Here is an 18,240-nt window from a genome sequence, read left to right on the forward strand (position 1 = left end):
AATCCCCCCTTATTAATTAATAATTCCATGCCTCATCCAACATGGTTCCTATATAGGTTAACAATGCATCACCCTCAAGGTATACCTTCTTTATATCGCCGTTTTCCATATAAGCATAGACCTTCAGCCTGTTGCCACTTTTTGTTATAACCTCAACAGGCGTTTCACACTTGCCCTTTAGTATGGCAACCAATGCAGATGCCGTTGCGCCCGTTCCACATGCGAGCGTCTCATCCTCAACACCCCTTTCGTATGTCCTGATCCTCAATGTATGGGGCGTTACAACCTCAACAAAGTTTACATTGGTTCCATCAGGGGCAAAATAGTCGTGATACCTGGTCTTCTCACCTATACCCTTAACATCAACCACATCCACGCTATTAACAAAATAAACAGCATGGGGAACGCCTGTGTTTATGAACGAAAGCGACATATCGACGCCATCCAGCTCGATATTATCCCTATAATCCTTGGGCTTTGTTAACTGAACCCTAACGGTGTTTAGGCCTGTAATCTGGGCCTCTATCACACCGGCTAAAGTCAAAAACTTCATATTGAGCGGCGCTATGTTGTTTAGATAGGCGAATCTGGCTGCGCATCTTGAGCCGTTTCCGCACATCTCCGCCTCGCTGCCGTCGCTGTTGAAAAAGCGCCATCTAAAATCGTATTCGCTGTCCTTCTCTATGAGGATCAAACCGTCTGCACCGACGGAGAGCTGCCTTTTACATACCCTCCTTACAAACTCCTGCAGGGGTATATCTATCGACTCCTCAACTATATTCTCCCTGTTATTGATGATGATGAAATCATTTCCGCTGCCGTTCATCTTGAAAAAAGGTATCTTCTTCATAAATACTCTCCCTTTATTAGATCTTCCAACATCTCTCTTTCTCTTACAATCCTATACCTATCACCCTCCACAAGCACCTCTGCCGGCCTTGGGCGTGAGTTGTAATTGCTGGCCATCGTAAACCCGTAAGCCCCGGCACTAAACACGGCTATGCACTCGCCATTTGGCACATCGTCTATCTGATAATCCCTCGCAAAGAAATCGCCCGTCTCACAAATAGGACCTACTATATCGCACTTGATAACACCTAAAGAGGATTCCTTAAGCGGGGCTATCTTGTGATAGGCGTTATATAGAGACGGTCTCAACAAATCGTTCATGCCTGCATCCACAATCAGGAAGCTCTTTTGACCATTCGTCTTGTGGTATATAACCCTGCTTATGAGTATGCCGCCATTGCCCACCAAAAACCTGCCAGGCTCAAGCACCAATTTTATATCAAAGCCCTCAAAAGCCTCCTCTATCTGCTTTGCATACAGGTTAACATCTGGCTCCTTTTCCGTTTTCTCATCATACACTATGCCAACGCCTCCGCCGACATCAACAACCCTGAACTCAAGGCCCTTATCCATAAGCCTCCTCATCAAATCGGCTATCCTTTTGGAGGCATCATAAATGGGTGTGGTATCAAGCAGCTGGCTGCCTATGTGAAACTGAACGCCGTAAACATCTATGTTTTTAAGTTCCTTGGCCTTTAGATACAGATCGTAAGCCTCATCATAGGGGACACCAAATTTATTCTTCTTAAGACCTGTGGAAATATATGGATGGGTCTTTGGATCAACATCCGGATTTACCCTTAAGGCGATCCTGGCCTTTTTGTTGAGCCTTTTTGCAACCCTATCGACGGCATTCAACTCATCCTCAGACTCCACATTTATCATCATTATATCGTTGACCAGGGCATACTCTATCTCATCATCCCTCTTTGCAACGCCGCTAAAGACGATCTTTGAGGGATCAACCCCGGCCTTTAAGGCCTTAAACAGCTCACCCCTCGACACTATATCGGCACCAGCCCCCAATTTAGCAAAGACACCAATAACGGCAAGGTTGCTGTTTGCCTTTATGGCAAAGGAGATTACATGCTCCCTTGAAAAAGCACTATCAAACCTGCTAAACTGAGACTCAAAATGGGCCTTTGAATAGACATAAACCGGCGTTCCAACATCTTCAGCAATATCTGCGACCCTGACACCCTCTGCATACAACTCACCATTTCTATATTCAAACACGCTTAGCCTCCCTAAAATTTTGTAAGTATTCTATTCAAATAGCTAACAAAATGCAATATCTCTATGGATATGCCCCTATTTTTGAAGCCGCCTGCAATCTGCATGATACAGCCGGGGCATGCGGTTATGAGCAGCTGTATATTTGACTGAACCACAGAATCCATCTTCTCCTTAAGAAGGCTCTCTGAAACAAACGGATGCATCATCGAATAGCTGCCGGCAAAACCACAACACCTATCGCTATCCTTAATCTTTACGAAATTGGGTTCGTTTTCCCTCAAAAACGCCTCAAGCATATCAGAGACATTCAAACCCCTCTTCAGATGGCAGGGGTGGTGATAGCCCAAAAATCCACCCAGCCTATCCACCTTAACACCCATACTTTTTATACGCTTAATAAAAAACGATGATGCACACTCAACCCTTTTTGATAACTCAACCGTATCCTTACCACCTTCAAGCAACACATAGTCCCTCTCTATCATATGCACACAGTGGGGATCCAAAAAGAGTATCTTCTCACAACCCAGAGAGAGCAGATACTCGGTGTTTATCTTAACGGCCTTTTTAGCAGAGACCCTCTCACCGTTATACCAGGCAGGCGCACCGCAACAGGCCTTCTGTTTGACCACAAACAGATTGACCCCCAACTTATCGGCAACGGATACCGCATCCTGACCAATATTGGGGTATAGGAAGTTAACCGAACAGCCGGCAAATAGACACACGCTCGATTCAGATGTTTTTATGCTCACATCGAAGGAGGGTTTAACGCCGGGTAAGGCCCTGAAGTTCAAACCCAGGGCCTCATCTATGCTTCTTATATGTGTTTTTAGCTGTTTTTTAAAGAGAAAATGGGACAGATAGGCTCCTAATCGCAATATCCTATAGTCGTTTTCCAGATATTTTATAATCAACCCCTTTATGCCGGGTGTGTCCTTTGTGTATCTTGCCTTGATTGAGAGTATTAGATGCTGTATGTTTATCCTTGATGAGCATATCTCATCGCAGGCCATGCAACCGATACACATATTGGCAACCTGCCGTATGTCGGGCGTGTCGGAGGCTGCAAAGGATAAAAGCACACCCACCGGGCCGGCATACGATTTGCCCCTGAATAATTTACCGCTTACCGTTGTGTATACAGGACATGCGTTCTGGCAGGCACCGCAATGTATACAATAGAGAATCTCCTTAAACTGCTCATCCTCAGAAAGCTTCAATCGACCGTTGTCAAGCAGTACCACATAGAACCTACCAAACGGTCTTTTTAGTATATCTATAAAGCTCGTTGTGATCTGGGCTGTGGCAGCCTTGGGCAGTAAATCAACAACATCAAACGCATCTTTATCGGTTCTTACGATCTTATCTATGCCGATAATGCAGATAACCACATCCTGCCTTATGACATTCTGTATATTGCCCTCATTGCTTAAGATAAAGAATGCACCGCTTTCTATGGATGCAACATTGGCCCCTATTATGCCGCACTGAGCCTTGCTAAAACCCTCCCTTATCTTTAGCTTGCAGAAATCCACCATAGATTTAGCATCCACAGGCAGATCAACGCCAAATCTATCCCTAAGCAGCTCGTTTATCCTCTCCTTCGACATGTGTATGGCGGGGGCGGTCATGTGGGTTGGGGGCTCATCGTTTATCTGCACAAGCCACTCACCTAAATCGGTCTCTATTACATTAAAGCCCCTCTCCTTTAGGTGGCTGTTTAGGTCTATCTCCTCGGTGGTTAACGATTTTGACTTAACAATGTCCCTTACACCCTCCCTTGAGAGTATCTCATCTATAAAACCCAGCGCTTCCTCTTTATCTTTAACAACACGCACCTCGGTCGCACTGCCCTTTATCTTCTTTAAAAAATCCTTTAAATTATCCTTGAGGGATTCGATGTTTCTTTCCTTCAAAGACCTTACAACATACCTCTTCTTTTGCAAATCATAAAGCGATTCGATCTTTTCCCTTTTGGTAAAATAGTTATGCCTAAGCCTATCCAGTGCGGTCTTTAGAAACCTATCTCTTGTCAGTCTTCTTTCTTCTTCTAAAAGGTTCACCTTTTATACCCCTTTTCTTCAACTCCTTGGAAACCCTGTATCTGACAAACAGAACGGCAAAAACGATTATAAAGGTAAAAACACCCAGGATTATCCTGTCAACTATGCTAACATGGGGCTCATACCCCTCCCTTATGACATTTACCGAGTTAGAAAGGCCTATTAGAAAACAATACAACCAAACGCTCATGGAAATTCCACATCGTTGGGTATATGGAGCGGTTCAATGGAAAAATCCACACCCTGCCTTCCTACAGGAAAGTGAAATGTCCTGGCTATTGTGTTCAGCTTAAGGTCTATAATCCTGATATAGACAAAATAGCAGTGGTTATAGTAAATATAATCGCCCACAATGGCAAACTCATACCTATCCGGATGGGTGTTTTTTATGATCAGGTGTTTGTAATCAAACCAATCCGGGCTTCCCTCATACCTTGCTGTTGTCTGGCAGTTTTTATTCAAATCCTCAGAAAGCAGAAAGGCCAAATACTTGCCATTTGAATCGATATAGTTGGAATTATCATCAACAAAATCCAGCACGGCCAATCTGCTGTTGTTAACATATCGACACATCTGCTTGGACACCTCGGAAAACTTCACGGCGGTTGCATGGAGATTTTTTATCTGCCAATCCGCATCGATATTGTCCCCAACCCTGAACGGCTTAACATTGACACAGGAGCTAACCGCAATAAGAACACTCAATAACAAAATAACCACCCTCATAAAGAAGAATTTATCCTTATGGGCGTTTTTAAGTCAAGAAAAATCTCAAATATGGCGTTTTGACCAAAAAAACCACCAAAGAGTTGACAATGGTTAACTAAACATTGTATTAATTTTAAAGCATGTTTAGTAAAATTAAGGAATTGATGGCAAAGAGAAGTCTAAAAGAAAAAATACTCCTTAACACATTTGTTCAGCCATCGCTATTTTTATCATACAGCACATTCATATCGATCCCCAAAAAGGTAAGGAAAGAGACGAGCGAATACTTCAATGAGATGGCATTCACCCAGGCCGAGATAATCGGCAAGATCTCCCGCTCGCTGGTGGAGACCACCATAGATACACTAAAGCAAGACATGAGCGTATTCAAATCGTACATAAAGGGCGATGTGTTTGATAACCCTGAGGCCCCCATTCGATTCTCATCCGTCATAGAAACGGCCGTTGCCACTATATTCAAAAGGGAAAACGACGATTTCAAACGGGTTGCAACCTCACTAAAAACCCACACGGGCGATTTAGCCATAAACACCGTGTTGGGCAAAAACCACCCTGCAAGGAAACCCCTATTAGAGGGCAAACCGTATTTAGGCAGGGCGTCTATGTTTAATAAGGATTACCTGACATACTATGAACCCATCATAGAAAACAAAACAACCATAGGGGCATACTTTGTTGGTATCAACATAACAGAACAGCTAAAGCAGCTTAAGGACTTCTTAAAGAGCATGAAAATCGGCAAAAACGGCTATGTTTATGCGATAGACCTTTACAAGGAAACCATAGTGGTGCATCCAGAAGACGAAGGTATGAGCATAGAACAGATAAGAAGGGAGAAAAACATAGCGTTCTTCGACGAGATGCTAAAAAAGAAAAATGGTATCGTCACATACAACTGGCCAGAGGGCACCAAGGATAATAAGGCCAAAAAGAAGATAGCCATATTCGAGATAGTGGATCACCTAAAGTGGCTCATAAGCGTAAGCTATTATGCAGAAGATATAGAAAATACAGCAAAGCAGAACGCATCAAAACTCCAACGCTCCTTGATGGCCACAGGTATTGCAAACATACTACTGATGTTGTTATCCACACTTCAGACCATAAACAACCTGACAAGAACCATTCAGGACATAACAACCCAGATAAAACAACTAAAGAAGGGAAGGATAGACCTGACAAAGACCATAGAGATAAACACAGACGATGAAATAGGCAGGTTATCAAGGGAATTCAACGGCCTTCTAAGCCAAATCAAGCAACTGCAGGATTTTAGGGAAAAACTCAAGGAGAAGGGAACATTTAAAGAGGCGCTGGATTTCACATGCAGCTTCTTAAAGCAGCACTTTGGCATATCATCGTGTCGGCTTGTAAGCTTTTCTGATAAAGAACCACCGCCCTGCTGCCTCAACCATTCAAATGGATGCACATGCCCTGCGGCGGCCAGAAACAGATTTTTATCATCCTTTGAAAACCCCTGCCATCTGGAATCAAGGAACACCCATTACATCTGCATGCCCATTGGCGTTGAATCAAACAGGGGATACACAATAAAAATCTCAAACAGAGAGGCCTTCAGGAGTCCGGCAAAGCTGTTGCAATACTTAGAGGAGTCCCAACCCTTCCTGCAGACAAAATTCCAGATGGAGCTTCTAAAGGAGCAGTCGCTAAAGGATGAGCTAACAGGGCTTTACAACAGGCGGTTTCTGAATACAACAATAGATTTCATCTTACAGCAGGCAAAAAGGCATCAGAAAACCGTTGGCATCCTTATGTGTGATATAGACCACTTTAAACGTATAAATGATGAATACGGCCATGAAACGGGCGATAAAGTCTTAAAGCACATAGCAAACTCACTTAGAAGCATGCTGAGGGATTCCGATCTGGTCGTGAGGTTTGGCGGTGAGGAGTTTATAATCATACTACCGGATACCACCAAAACAGACTCAATAAAGGTGGCAGAGAAACTCAGAAAGGCCATAGAAGGCTCACCTTTCAGCATAAACGATGACAGCTCCTTAAACATAACGGTAAGCTTCGGTGTTGCATCGTATCCGGATGACTCAAAAAGGTTCAAACAATTGATTCAGATGGCTGATAAGGCGCTATACAGCGCAAAGAACAGTGGAAGAAACAGAACCATAGCCTACACATAAAGGGCTTGAAAAAGAGCCAAAAAAGAATAGAATCCTGCCAACATACCTCAAAAGCCAGGGGGTGGGTGCAAATGGTTGGTCTTATCAAAGCCATTTCGAGATTGACGGTTTTATTCCTTCTCCTTGTTGTTGTCTTTATTCAAACTGCATTCTCCATCGACGGCATAATAGACATCAACTCAAAAAACATAAACATAAAGACAAACCCGAAAAGAATCATAGTCATAGGGCCTGGCGCATTGAGGCTTGTCACTATAATGGGCCTTGAGGATAAGCTTGTTGGCATAGAAAGAATAGAGCGCAAGGCCATAGGCTTTAGCGAATACAGGACTATACTGGGTAAAAAAAGGATAGAGTCCCTCCCCATCATAGGCGCAGGCGGGCCAGGCAAGCTGCCTAACCTGGAGAAGATCATCATGCTGAATCCAGACATCATTATTGCCTCGTTTATCGATAAAAAACAGCTAAAACTGATACTTAACAAAACCCACAAACCCATAGTCCTGCTCAGTTATGGATTCGGCTATGGCGGGGACGAACCAAAGCTTAAGGCCATCAAGAAATCCATAATGCTATTGGGGAGAATCTTTAATAAGGAATCACGGGCAAAAGCACTTGTTGAATTTATGAAAACACAGGAAGAAGAGTTGAAAGAATACAAGATACCCAATCTGAAGATATACATAGGCGGCATAGGATACAAGGGGGCACACGGCATCACAAGCACAGAAAAACACTATCTGCCCTTTGAGCTTTTAGGCATAACCAACCCCTTAACAAAGAACGCCAGGGGAAACCACCTCTTTGTGCAGGAAGAGGCCCTGATAAGGCAGGATCCAGACATAATCTTCTTAGACATGTTTGGCAAAAAGATCATAGAGGAGGAGTTCAAAAACAAAAGGGCATTGTATGAATCGCTTAAGGCTTACAAAAACAGGAGGATATATTGGCTTCTGCCGTATAACTTTTACAACACCAATATTGCAAATGTCTATATAGACAGCTGGATAATACTATCAAGACTGGGCTATAACATTGACCTCAAATCAAAGATGGTTGAGATATACAACGCATTCTATCCAAATGGCGCAGAAAAGCTTATAAAAACCAGATACCCCATTAAGAAGTTTGAATGGTTCAGCAACAATCACTAAGAAGAAGGGCAAGAAAGCGGCTGGCATATACGGCAATCTTCCTTTTTGCATTGATCCTTGCAGCCTTTCTGAACCTCCTAACCGGGCCTGACGGTTTCAACATAGGCGATATAGGCAATCTCATCCAACACAAGGTGCGGTTTATCATCGTAATGGAGCAGATCAGGCTTCCACGGGCCGTTGCAGGTATACTGGCAGGGGCACTCTTGGGGCTTAGCGGCGCTATCATGCAGGGGAGCCTAAAGAACCCTTTAGCATCACCGTATACGCTGGGTATATCCCAGGCAGCCGCCTTCGGTGCATCGTTTGCCATCATCATACTTCAAGCCTATTCAGCCAAAAGTAGCATAGGATCCAACATAGGCGTCGGGGCCTGCGCCTTTCTATCCAGCCTGATATGCATGATCACCATACTCATCTTGGGTAAGATCTCCTCTTTAAGCCCGGGTTCCATGGTGTTAGCCGGTGTTGGGCTTGGCTCTCTGTTTCACGCCCTCACCATGTTTTTGCAGTACTTCGCAAGCGATTTGGAGGTATCTGCAACCCTATTCTGGACATTCGGTGAATTGGGGAAGGCCAGCTGGGAGAACATATACATAATGGCCTTCATCTTTATACCCATATACATCTACTTCATCTTCTCTCACTGGAAGATGGACGCCTTAAGCTTTGGGGATGACAACGCCCAGAGCAGGGGTGTTGAGGTTGACAGATTCAGGTTTATATCCCTGCTATTATCATCCCTGCTTTCTGCAATAGCCGTATCGTTTTTAGGAATAATCGGGTTTGTCGGACTAATCGCATCACACATCGTCAGGATGCTGGTTGGAAGCTCCCACCTATCCATAATCTTGCTATCACCAATCGTGGGCTCGATATTGGTTTTACTGGCCGATTTTGTCTCAAAAATCATAATAAAGCCGGTTATATTACCCATAGGGATACTAACATCGTTTATGGGTGTTCCGCTATTTCTATACCTGCTCTTAAGCAAAGCCAAATAAAATGTTAGAGGTAAAAAATCTATCCTTCTCCATAAAGAACAAAAGGATACTAAAAGACATCAGCTTCAGGTCCTCAAAAGGGGAGGTAAGGGCCATCATAGGGCCCAACGGGGCTGGAAAGACAACCCTCCTTAAGGTCATCTCCAATATTTACAAAAAGGACACAGGCTCTATCAGGCTAAACGGTAAAGAGATAAGCCTGCTTAGACCTAAGGAGTTATCACGGATCGTATCATACCTGCCTCAGTTTAGCGAGGTCCCGGAGCTAAGCGTGCTTGAGGTTTTGGAGCTTGGGAGATACACATACAGTGGATTCAAAATCAAAAACACAGACAGAATGGTCATAGACAATATCATCAAAAGCTTTAACCTTGAAAGGATACTCGACAAAAGCATATCAAAGCTCAGCGGCGGTGAGAGGCAGAAGGTTCTTTTGGCATCGTCCCTGGTGCAGGAGCCGCAGATATTGATACTGGATGAGCCCATATCCTATCTTGACCCCAAAAACCAGATAGATGTTTTAAGGGTGATAAAGAACCTAACGAGGGAGCGAAACATAATAACCCTCATAGTCCTTCACGATATACAGCATGCGCTCCACTATGGGGATAAGCTCTTGATAATGAAAGACGGTGAGGTCATATACGATATGGATGCAAGCAAACTAAACGAAAAACACCTAAACAGAACCTTTGACATCAACACAAAACTCATCAAGGAAGAAAAACGCACCTTTGTCTGTTTTTACTAAATCCGCTTTGGTTGACTGCCATTGTCTTTTTGTGTAAAGTTTCCCCATGGAAAGGGTCTATTTAATCGACGGAAGCTCATTTCTGTATAGATTCTTCTTTGCCATCAGGGGATTGTCATACAAGGGCATGCCAACGGGCGCCATCTTCGGTTTTGCAAAGCTGCTTTTGGAACTTGATGCTGCAAACCCAACCTATATAGCCATATTTTTCGATACAAAGGCAAAAACCTTCCGCGAGGACATTCTTGAAAGCTATAAAAAAAACAGACCCAAGATGCCCGATGAGCTAAGCGTTCAGATAGAACCAACAAAAAGGCTCATCGAGGCATTTGGCATACCCATAATAGAGCTTGACGGATTCGAGGCAGACGACCTCATTGCGACCTATGCAGAAAGACTGAAAAAAGACTTTGAGGTTATAATCATAGCATCGGATAAAGACCTGTTTCAGCTTGTAAACGGCAGTGTAAAGATATACGACCCGACAAAGAAGGTCTTTTACGACAGAGAGGGCGTATTCGAAAAGCTCGGCGTCTATCCCGAACAGGTGGCAGACTTTTTGGCCCTGGTGGGGGATAGTATCGACAACATACCGGGCGTAAAATCCATAGGACCAAAGACAGCCAAAACCCTATTGGCTCAATACAAAAACATAGAGGGCATACTAAAGAACTTAGACAGCCTAAAACCCAAAATCAGAGAGGCTATAGAAAAAGAAAAAGACAACTTAGAGCTTTACAGAAGACTAACCACAACAGACAGAAACGCACCCATAGAGATAGACTTAGAGGCAATAAGAAAGAAAGAGAAGGATATAGAGCAGATCCAGGAGATCTTCTTACGGTTTGGCTTCAAATCGCTCCTAAAATCACTGCCGAAAGGGCAACCCAAAAACACCACAAAGGGGGATTATACAATCCTTTTAGCAAAAGACAGCACAGCAACATTGATAGAACCCAATCAGGCAAGAAGGATAGAGCCGGGCTTGATCCATTCAAGGGTCGATGCGGTCTATGATTTTAAGGAGTTGCTAAAGCAGGGTTTTCAATTTGAGGAATACCCTTTCGATATAAAGCTTGCAGCCTATTTAGTAAACCCGGACTCAAAGGGCAATCCGAGGGTCTGCTTTGAAAACATAAACGATGAGGTGTTTGCGAAACTCATAGGGCTATCTGAGGAGGAGGCAGCATTAGAGGCCTATCCCGTGTTAAGGGAATACATAAAGGAAAACAATTTGGAGTTTCTCCTAAACCAGGTCGAAACACCGCTTTCTGAGGTGTTGGTGTCGATGGAGAAACGGGGGATAAAGATAGATGCAGAACACCTCATATCCTTTGAGAATGAGTTAATAAACAAGCTATCCGACATAGAAAGGCAGATATATGTGCTGGCCGGTGAGGAGTTTAACATAAACTCAACAAACCAGCTTCAACACATACTCTTTGAAAAATTGGGCATAAAACCGGTAAAAAAGACAAAAACAGGCTATTCCACCGACTCAGAAAGCCTAAGCATACTATCCAACAAATACGAGATAACCCAATTGATCATCACCTACCGTGCAATCTCAAAGGTCATATCCACCTATATAAGGCCGTTTTTGGAGAAGATGGACAAAGACAACAGGCTCCATACAACATTTAACCAGACGCTAACATCCACAGGCCGACTCTCATCGTCAAATCCAAACCTGCAGAATCTGCCTGCAGGGGACGATGAGTTGCATTCGGGTATTAGAAAATCGGTAATTGCACCAGAGGGGTATAAGCTTATATGCTCGGATTACTCACAGATAGAGCTGAGGGTTTTAGCCCAGATGAGCAGGGATGAGACGCTAATAGAGATATTCAAAAACAACGAAGACATACACACACAGACGGCTGTTAAGGTCTTCGGCGTCCACCCATCGATGGTGGATCACAACCTGCGCAGGATGGCAAAAACGATAAACTTCGGCATAATTTATGGCATGGGGTATGTGTCTTTATCAAAAACACTTAACATCAGCAAAGAAAGGGCCAGGCAGTTTATAGAGAAATACTTTGAGAGATTCGCAGGTGTAAAAACATACATAGAAAACACTATAGAGGCAGCCACAAAGAACGGATTTGTTGAGACATACTTCGGCAGGAGACGGTATTTCTTCAACATAAACTCACAGAACAAACGGCTGGCCCAGTTTGAAAAGAGGGCTGCGGTTAATGCCACAATCCAGGGCACAGCTGCAGACATCATAAAGATAGCTATGGTCAAACTGCACAAGAGGCTAAAGGATTTGGACGCACACATGGTTTTGCAGGTTCATGATGAGCTGCTTATTGAGGCAAAAAACGAAATAGCCGAAAAGGTGGCAGAAATCGTAAAGGATACGATGGAGAATGCCGTAAAATTCGATGTGCCTATAAAGACCAATACAAAGATAGCGGATAACTGGCATGATGCAAAGTGATCTGTTTTTAGAAACGCTAAAAGGCAAAAAATCAAACTATACGCCTGTCTGGTTCATGCGACAGGCCGGGCGGTTTTTAAGAAGTTACAGAAGAATCAGGGAGAGATACCCGCTGCTTGAGATGTTCACAAACAAGGAGCTAATCATAGAAATCACGCTCCTTCCTGAAAGCTTAGGGGTTGATACCCTCATCATCTTCAGCGATATACTCATACCACTGAAGCTCTTTGGTGCAAGGATAATCTATGAAGACGGCAAAAGCCCTATGGTAATAATGGACAAAAACAACATACAATACCACAAAAACCTCGATGAGCTGGATTTTCTATTTGAAGCCATAGGTGAGGTAAAGAAAGAGAAGAAAAACCTCGCTCTATTGGGTTTTGCCGCAGCCCCGTTTACGCTTTTATGTTATGTATTCGGTGGGGCGGAGTTCTTCAAGCTCAGGGGCTTGATGTATGAAAACCCAAACGGCTTCAAAAGGCTTATGGATCTAACAACCAATATGACTATAGATTACTTAAGCAGACAGTTAGAGTCAGGCTGCGATGCTGTTCAGTTGTTTGATAGCTGGGCCGGCCTATTGGATGAGAAAACCTATAGAGACCTGGTTCTACCCTTCAACCAGAGGATTGCCAAAACCATCAAACCGTCTATCTATTTTATAAAGAACTCACACCACCTAAACCACCTCCTAAACAAGATGGACTTCAACGGCTTTAGTATCGACTGGCGCAGCGACCTTGTACAGATACACGCCTCGGTCAACAGATGCGTTCAGGGCAATCTGGACAACACCGTTCTTTTTGCAGATAATGCAACGATAAGGGCCAAAGCAAAAGAGATACTCAACCAAACAAGAAACATTCCGCACATATTCAACTTAGGCCATGGCGTTCTGCCCCAGACGGATGAAGAAAAACTAAAGATGCTCTCAGACTTCATACACGATGAATCAGACCGTCTTGGTTAACTTAGGGGGCATAGAAAAACCCATCGACATACCCGTATTCCTCTTTAACATGTTCAACGACAGGCATATCCTACCCATTAGACAACCGTTTAGGGCAATAGTGGCAGTCATCATAACCCTCTTAAGGGCAAAAGAAACATATAAGATCCTAAAATCATCACCGTCTCCGCTTTTGGAGATAACCAAAAGGCAGGCAGAGAAGCTGTCTAAAAAAACAAAAAGGCATATAGCCTTTGGGTTTAGCTATTCAAAACCGTATTTTGACACCTATCAGGGCTCATTTATCATCATGCAGAACTTCTATTCACACACCACACACGGCAAGGTTTTAGAGTCAAAGAAAGCAAAACCGCCTCTATGTATTCACAAGGGGTTCTTTGAGTTGTTTGAGTCAAGGCTAAACAGGGCCTTGATAAGGCATCCAAACGCCGCTATCCTTCTAAGTGCCCACTCCATACCAAAGAAATTGCTAAAAAAAACGCTTGACCCGTATAGAAACGACCTGGAGGTCTTTAGGCTAACACTGAGTAGAATCCTAAAAAGGCCGATCTATTTATCCTTTCAGTCGAAATTGGGGCCTATAGAATGGCTAAAGCCAGAAACAGAAGACCAGATAAAGAGGCTTTCAAGATATTACACAGAATTAATCATTGTGCCTGTTAGCTTCACAACCGATAACACGGAAACAACCGTTGAGATAGACAAAACCTATACAAAGATAGCAAAAGATTGCGGTTTTAGATGGATAAAAAGGATAGACTGCCTCAACGACGATAACGATTTTATCGACTTTTTAGCCTCCATTGTCTAACTTGTCGCACTCCTTTTTGCCGGTCTTTAAGTAAAGCTTAAACTTCTTCAACCAGCCCGGCTCACCATCAGGCGAAAGCCTCAAGAAATTCAGAAACTTCACCACCCTATCGACGGTTTCTGGATGGAGATAGTGCTCTATAGCACAGGCATCCTCAGACGATATGGTCTCATCAACCTGGAGCACATCGCTTAAAAACTCCTTCAATATCCTGTGCCTTTCATCGAGCTTCTTGCCTATCTTTGCACCCAACGGCGTGAGCTCTATATACCCGTATGTCTCATGCATTACAAGATCCTTTGCCTCAAGCTGCTTTACGGCATTAACAACAGACGGCATCTTCACATTGAGGCTCTTTGCTATGTCCTTAATCCTTACAACCTTATTGCTCTTGGCTATCTCGTATATGGTCTTTAAATAGTCCTCCGTCGAGGGGGTGAGCTTTACCTCTTCCATACTTCAATAATAATGAAAAACAGCCGTATCGTCAATAGAACAATTGTTCAAAATCACTCTATAGCCCTCGATGAGTCGAATTCAACCCTCTCTATGCGTTTAAAATCCTCCGATATCTTCTGTGTTGTTATATGAACATCCTTGGCATCCTTGCTGAGCCTATCTATATCCTTTATGAGCTTTTCCCACCTCTCCCTGTATCTATCGAAGTTCTTTGAGAGCCTTGCAAGCTCCTGCTGAATCTTTAAGGCCTGCTGCCTGGTCTTGACATCCTTAACAACGGCCTGCACAGTTGCAAGCAGAGCCATCAGGGTTGTTGGCGATGCTATCCAGACCCTCTTTTGCCTTGCATAAGCTATAATGTCTGCATGGTGGGCGTTAACCTCGGCAAATATGGCCTCAGAGGGCAGAAACATAACGGCCATATCGGCTGTTGTTGGTGGGCAGATGTATTTGTCTGCTATATCGTCTATGTGCTTTTTTAGATTCTGTTTAAACTGGCTTGTGAACCTTGCCCTATCGGCCTCCCCCGCCTCAACCATTTTGACATAGTTTTCAAGGGGAAACTTCGAATCCACAGCCAACAAACCCATCTCTGGAGCCTTTATAACCGCATCGGCTATAACCTTCCTGCCGTTGTTTTCAAAACTATACTGGATCCTATAAAGCTCGCCCTCTTCCCCAAAGACCGATTTCAATATCGTCTCAAGCCTAACCTCTCCAAAAACGCCCCTCTTCTTCTTATCGTCCAATATCTGCTGCAAAGAGACGACATCCTTTGAGAGCTCCTCAATCTTGCGCTGGGCCTCAGAGATCCTCGCAATACCCTCCACGATCTCCTTGAATGTCTTATCCACATTATCAAAGCCGGCCTTAAGCCTCTCATCCACCCTGTCGCTCAACTGTATCAGCTTATCGTTTACAATCTCCATAAAACCCTTAAGCTCATCCCTGTTCTTTGAGTTTTCGGCCTCTATGGTTGAGTTTATATCCTTAAACCTGGCATACAACTCCTCTTTTAAGGTGTCATTGAGTCTTAAGGTCGACTGATTGAGTTTTTCAAACAATTCTGAATTTCTTTCTATCTGCTTTTGATTCTCCTGATACACCCTAAGCAACTCATCCTTCAGTTCATCCCTTATCAGCCTAAACTGCCTTGTTTGATTTAGCGCCAAAAACAAAACCGCACCGCCAGCAAAAACCGCGGCGGCAAGGTAATACACATCCATCACTGCTTAACCTTCTTACCCAATTTCGATTCAATCGATGCAATCTTCTGGGTTAACCTGTTGGAGCGATTCTTGCGTATATCAAACTTAATCGTTGAGTAAATCCTATTGCAATCGGGCTCAAGCACACTGTATGCCTTGTTTATCAAACCCAGGGCCTCCTCCATCGTCTCGGTTTCAAACACAGTCCCCATGGGTGTAAGCTTATACTCAAAGCCGCTCTCATCAATCACCTTGATAATCCTTGAAACATAGGAGCTAACACTCTCCCCTTTATCCGTTGGAAACATTGCAAACTCCACCAAAACAGACATACCCCTCCTCCGTCTCTTAAGGATTCCTATCCTTCAACGCCTTCTTGATCTTATCGATGACGCTTGTATCCTCAAGTGTGGATATATCATCCGTTATCTCTTTATCCGACGCAATGGCCTTAAGCACCCTTCTTACGATCTTGCCCGAGCGGGTCTTGGGCAGGGCATCGACAAAAACAACCTCAGACGGCTTTGCAATCGGTGAGACCGTCTCGCTCACATAATCCCTCAACTTTCTGACTATCTCATCGTGTCTTGTCCTATCAACACCCTCCTTAAGCACAACAAAGGCCACAACCTCCTCACCGGTAATCTCATCCGGTCTTCCAACAACGGCCGCCTCGGCCACATACCTGCAGTTTGTAAGGGCGTTTTCGATCTCGGCACACCCTATCCTGTGTGCAGACACATTCACAACATCGTCCGCCCTTCCCTCCATCCAGAAATAGCCGTCCTCATCCTTTGAGGCCAAATCACCGGTATAGTAATACTTGCCGTTGAATTTATCCCAATACAGCCTCTTATACCCCTCATCGTCGTTCCACAGCGTTCTTACCATTGAAGGCCAGGGCTTCTTCAAAACGAGATGTCCTGTCTTTGATGGTTCATCTATGATATTGCCCTCATCGTCCACTATATCGGGGAATATGCCGGGCACTGCTATACCGACGCTGCCGGGCTTTTGTGGCACAACAGGCAGAGATGATATCATGTGGCCTGCCGTCTCCGTCTGGCCGTATGCATCGATTACAGGACACCTCTTTGCACCAACCTTCTCCCAATACCACAACCAGGCCGCCTCATTGAGCCTCTCACCACCCGTGGTTAGAAGCCTCAACGACGAAAGATCGTATTTTTTAAGCCACTCATCGCCGTGCCTCATAAGGGCCCTTATGGCTGTTGGCGCTGTATACATCACATTGATCTTGTATTTTTCAACCAAATACCACCACTGAGCGGGTGTTGGATACAACGGCATACCCTCATAGATGAATGTCGTCGAACCAATAGACAAAGGCCCATAGAGGGTGTATGAGTGTCCTGAAATCCAACCGATATTGGCCGTCGACCAGAAGGTATCCTCCTCTTTCAAGTCAAACACCCAGCGAGCCGTCAAGATCCTCCATAAGAGATAACCGGCCGTTGAGTGAACCACACCCTTGGGCTTGGATGTGGAGCCCGATGTGTATATCAAGAATAGCGGATCCTCCGCATCCATCGGTTCTGGTTCGCAATACGGTTTGGCATAATCCGGATCGCTCATCAAATCGCCCCACCAGAAATCACGCAATGTCTTCATAGGCACATCCCTATCGGCATGCCTAACCACAACGACATACTTTATAAACCTGACCTTCTCTATTGCCTTATCGACATTCTCCTTAAGCGGTATGGTCTTCCCAGCCCTAAATCCGCCATCTGCCGTGATGATAATAGAGCTTTTTGCATCCAATATCCTCTCCCTCAAGGCAAAGGAACTCATTCCCGCAAAAACCACCGAGTGAATTGCCCCTATCTTGGCACAGGCAAGCATCGCTATAGGCAACTCTGGTATCATAGGCATATAGATAACAACAACATCGCCCTTTTTAACGCCCAAGGTCTTTAAGACATTGGCAAACTTGTTTATCTGGTATTGAAGCTCTCTGTAGGTCAGTATCCTACTCTCACCCTGCTCACTCTCCCAGATAATCGCAGCCCTGTTCTTTTTTCTTGTTGTAACATGCCTATCGACGCAGTTATAACACATGTTGAGCTTGCCACCCACGAAGAACTTATAAAACGGCGCATTTGAATCATCGAAGACCTTTTTATACGGCTCAAACCAGCTTATTTCCCTCTTTGCAAAGTAATCCCAAAACCCCTCAAAATCCTTTTCAGCCCACTCCCTTAACCTATTGTATTCTTCCGGTTTAAGATTGGCCCTTTCCAAAAAATCCTTAGACACCTCGATTTTTTTTGCTCCTGTCACCGTCCTCTCCCCCTTAATATAACTATTTTTTAACTTTATCTGGAGCATTTTACCACAGACAAGCCAAAACCGTCAAGTTAAGCCATAG

16 protein-coding genes are annotated in these 18,240 nt (G+C 44.1%); 7 read left to right on the forward strand and 9 right to left on the reverse strand.

Going from position 1 to position 18,240, the window contains the following annotated elements; genetic code table 11:
* Positions 1-16: 16 nt before the first annotated feature.
* Genes dapF through D891_RS0107150 form a run of 5 tightly spaced genes read right to left on the reverse strand, consistent with a single transcriptional unit; the run spans position 17 to position 4,877 of the window.
* Positions 17-850: a diaminopimelate epimerase gene (gene dapF, locus D891_RS0107130; protein WP_025270436.1), complete on the reverse strand. Its 834-nt coding sequence runs from the start codon at positions 848-850 to the stop codon at positions 17-19.
* A complete protein-coding gene (gene lysA / locus D891_RS0107135; RefSeq protein WP_025270437.1) occupies positions 847-2,085 on the reverse strand; it encodes a diaminopimelate decarboxylase in 1,239 nt (412 codons plus the stop codon). Before lysA ends, dapF begins: the two co-directional genes overlap by 4 nt.
* Before the next feature lie 11 nt (positions 2,086-2,096).
* A complete protein-coding gene (locus D891_RS0107140) occupies positions 2,097-4,151 on the reverse strand; it encodes a heterodisulfide reductase-related iron-sulfur binding cluster (RefSeq protein ID WP_025270438.1) in 2,055 nt (684 codons plus the stop codon).
* Positions 4,111-4,341: a hypothetical protein gene (locus tag D891_RS0107145; protein ID WP_025270439.1), complete on the reverse strand. Its 231-nt coding sequence runs from the start codon at positions 4,339-4,341 to the stop codon at positions 4,111-4,113. The genes D891_RS0107140 and D891_RS0107145 overlap by 41 nt, the downstream gene beginning before the upstream one ends.
* The gene (locus D891_RS0107150; protein WP_025270440.1) at positions 4,338-4,877 is read right to left on the reverse strand and encodes a hypothetical protein; all 540 of its coding nucleotides are present in this window, start codon (positions 4,875-4,877) and stop codon (positions 4,338-4,340) included. The genes D891_RS0107145 and D891_RS0107150 overlap by 4 nt, the downstream gene beginning before the upstream one ends.
* A 146-nt stretch (positions 4,878-5,023) precedes the next feature.
* Between D891_RS0107150 and D891_RS0107155 the strand changes: the two genes are divergently transcribed.
* From D891_RS0107155 to D891_RS0107185, 7 genes are all read left to right on the forward strand, one after another.
* Complete coding sequence (locus D891_RS0107155; RefSeq protein ID WP_025270441.1) at positions 5,024-7,039, forward strand: diguanylate cyclase; 2,016 nt, start codon at positions 5,024-5,026, stop codon at positions 7,037-7,039.
* A gap of 71 nt (positions 7,040-7,110) precedes the next feature.
* Complete coding sequence (locus D891_RS0107160) at positions 7,111-8,193, forward strand: ABC transporter substrate-binding protein (RefSeq protein ID WP_025270442.1); 1,083 nt, start codon at positions 7,111-7,113, stop codon at positions 8,191-8,193.
* Positions 8,172-9,197 carry a FecCD family ABC transporter permease gene (locus tag D891_RS0107165; protein ID WP_025270443.1) on the forward strand — a complete coding sequence of 342 codons (1,026 nt, stop codon included), beginning with the start codon at positions 8,172-8,174 and terminating at the stop codon, positions 9,195-9,197. Before D891_RS0107160 ends, D891_RS0107165 begins: the two co-directional genes overlap by 22 nt.
* Position 9,198: 1 nt before the next feature.
* Complete coding sequence (locus D891_RS0107170; RefSeq protein WP_025270444.1) at positions 9,199-9,948, forward strand: ABC transporter ATP-binding protein; 750 nt, start codon at positions 9,199-9,201, stop codon at positions 9,946-9,948.
* Positions 9,949-9,994: 46 nt separating this feature from the next.
* A complete protein-coding gene (locus D891_RS0107175) occupies positions 9,995-12,397 on the forward strand; it encodes a DNA polymerase I (RefSeq protein WP_025270445.1) in 2,403 nt (800 codons plus the stop codon).
* A complete protein-coding gene (locus D891_RS0107180; protein WP_035556513.1) occupies positions 12,387-13,370 on the forward strand; it encodes a uroporphyrinogen decarboxylase family protein in 984 nt (327 codons plus the stop codon). The genes D891_RS0107175 and D891_RS0107180 overlap by 11 nt, the downstream gene beginning before the upstream one ends.
* Entirely contained in the window at positions 13,348-14,181 is an 834-nt protein-coding gene (locus tag D891_RS0107185; RefSeq protein WP_025270447.1) for a ferrochelatase, read from the forward strand. The genes D891_RS0107180 and D891_RS0107185 overlap by 23 nt, the downstream gene beginning before the upstream one ends.
* Here the strand turns inward: D891_RS0107185 and D891_RS0107190 are convergent.
* From D891_RS0107190 to acs, 4 genes are read right to left on the reverse strand one after another with little or no spacing between them, the layout of a single operon-like run.
* Complete coding sequence (locus D891_RS0107190) at positions 14,164-14,637, reverse strand: metal-dependent transcriptional regulator (RefSeq protein WP_025270448.1); 474 nt, start codon at positions 14,635-14,637, stop codon at positions 14,164-14,166. The two genes, D891_RS0107185 and D891_RS0107190, sit on opposite strands and share 18 nt — an antisense overlap.
* A 53-nt stretch (positions 14,638-14,690) precedes the next feature.
* Positions 14,691-15,866, reverse strand: coding sequence for a DNA recombination protein RmuC (locus D891_RS0107195; protein ID WP_025270449.1), 1,176 nt, complete (start codon positions 15,864-15,866; stop codon positions 14,691-14,693).
* Complete coding sequence (locus D891_RS0107200; protein WP_025270450.1) at positions 15,866-16,180, reverse strand: MTH1187 family thiamine-binding protein; 315 nt, start codon at positions 16,178-16,180, stop codon at positions 15,866-15,868. Before D891_RS0107200 ends, D891_RS0107195 begins: the two co-directional genes overlap by 1 nt.
* A 16-nt stretch (positions 16,181-16,196) precedes the next feature.
* Positions 16,197-18,200 carry an acetate--CoA ligase gene (gene acs, locus D891_RS0107205; RefSeq protein WP_051453572.1) on the reverse strand — a complete coding sequence of 668 codons (2,004 nt, stop codon included), beginning with the start codon at positions 18,198-18,200 and terminating at the stop codon, positions 16,197-16,199.
* Between the last annotated feature and the right edge of the window lie 40 nt (positions 18,201-18,240).

It is taken from the genome of Hippea sp. KM1, assembly GCF_000526195.1.
Lineage (GTDB): Bacteria > Campylobacterota_A > Desulfurellia > Desulfurellales > Hippeaceae > Hippea.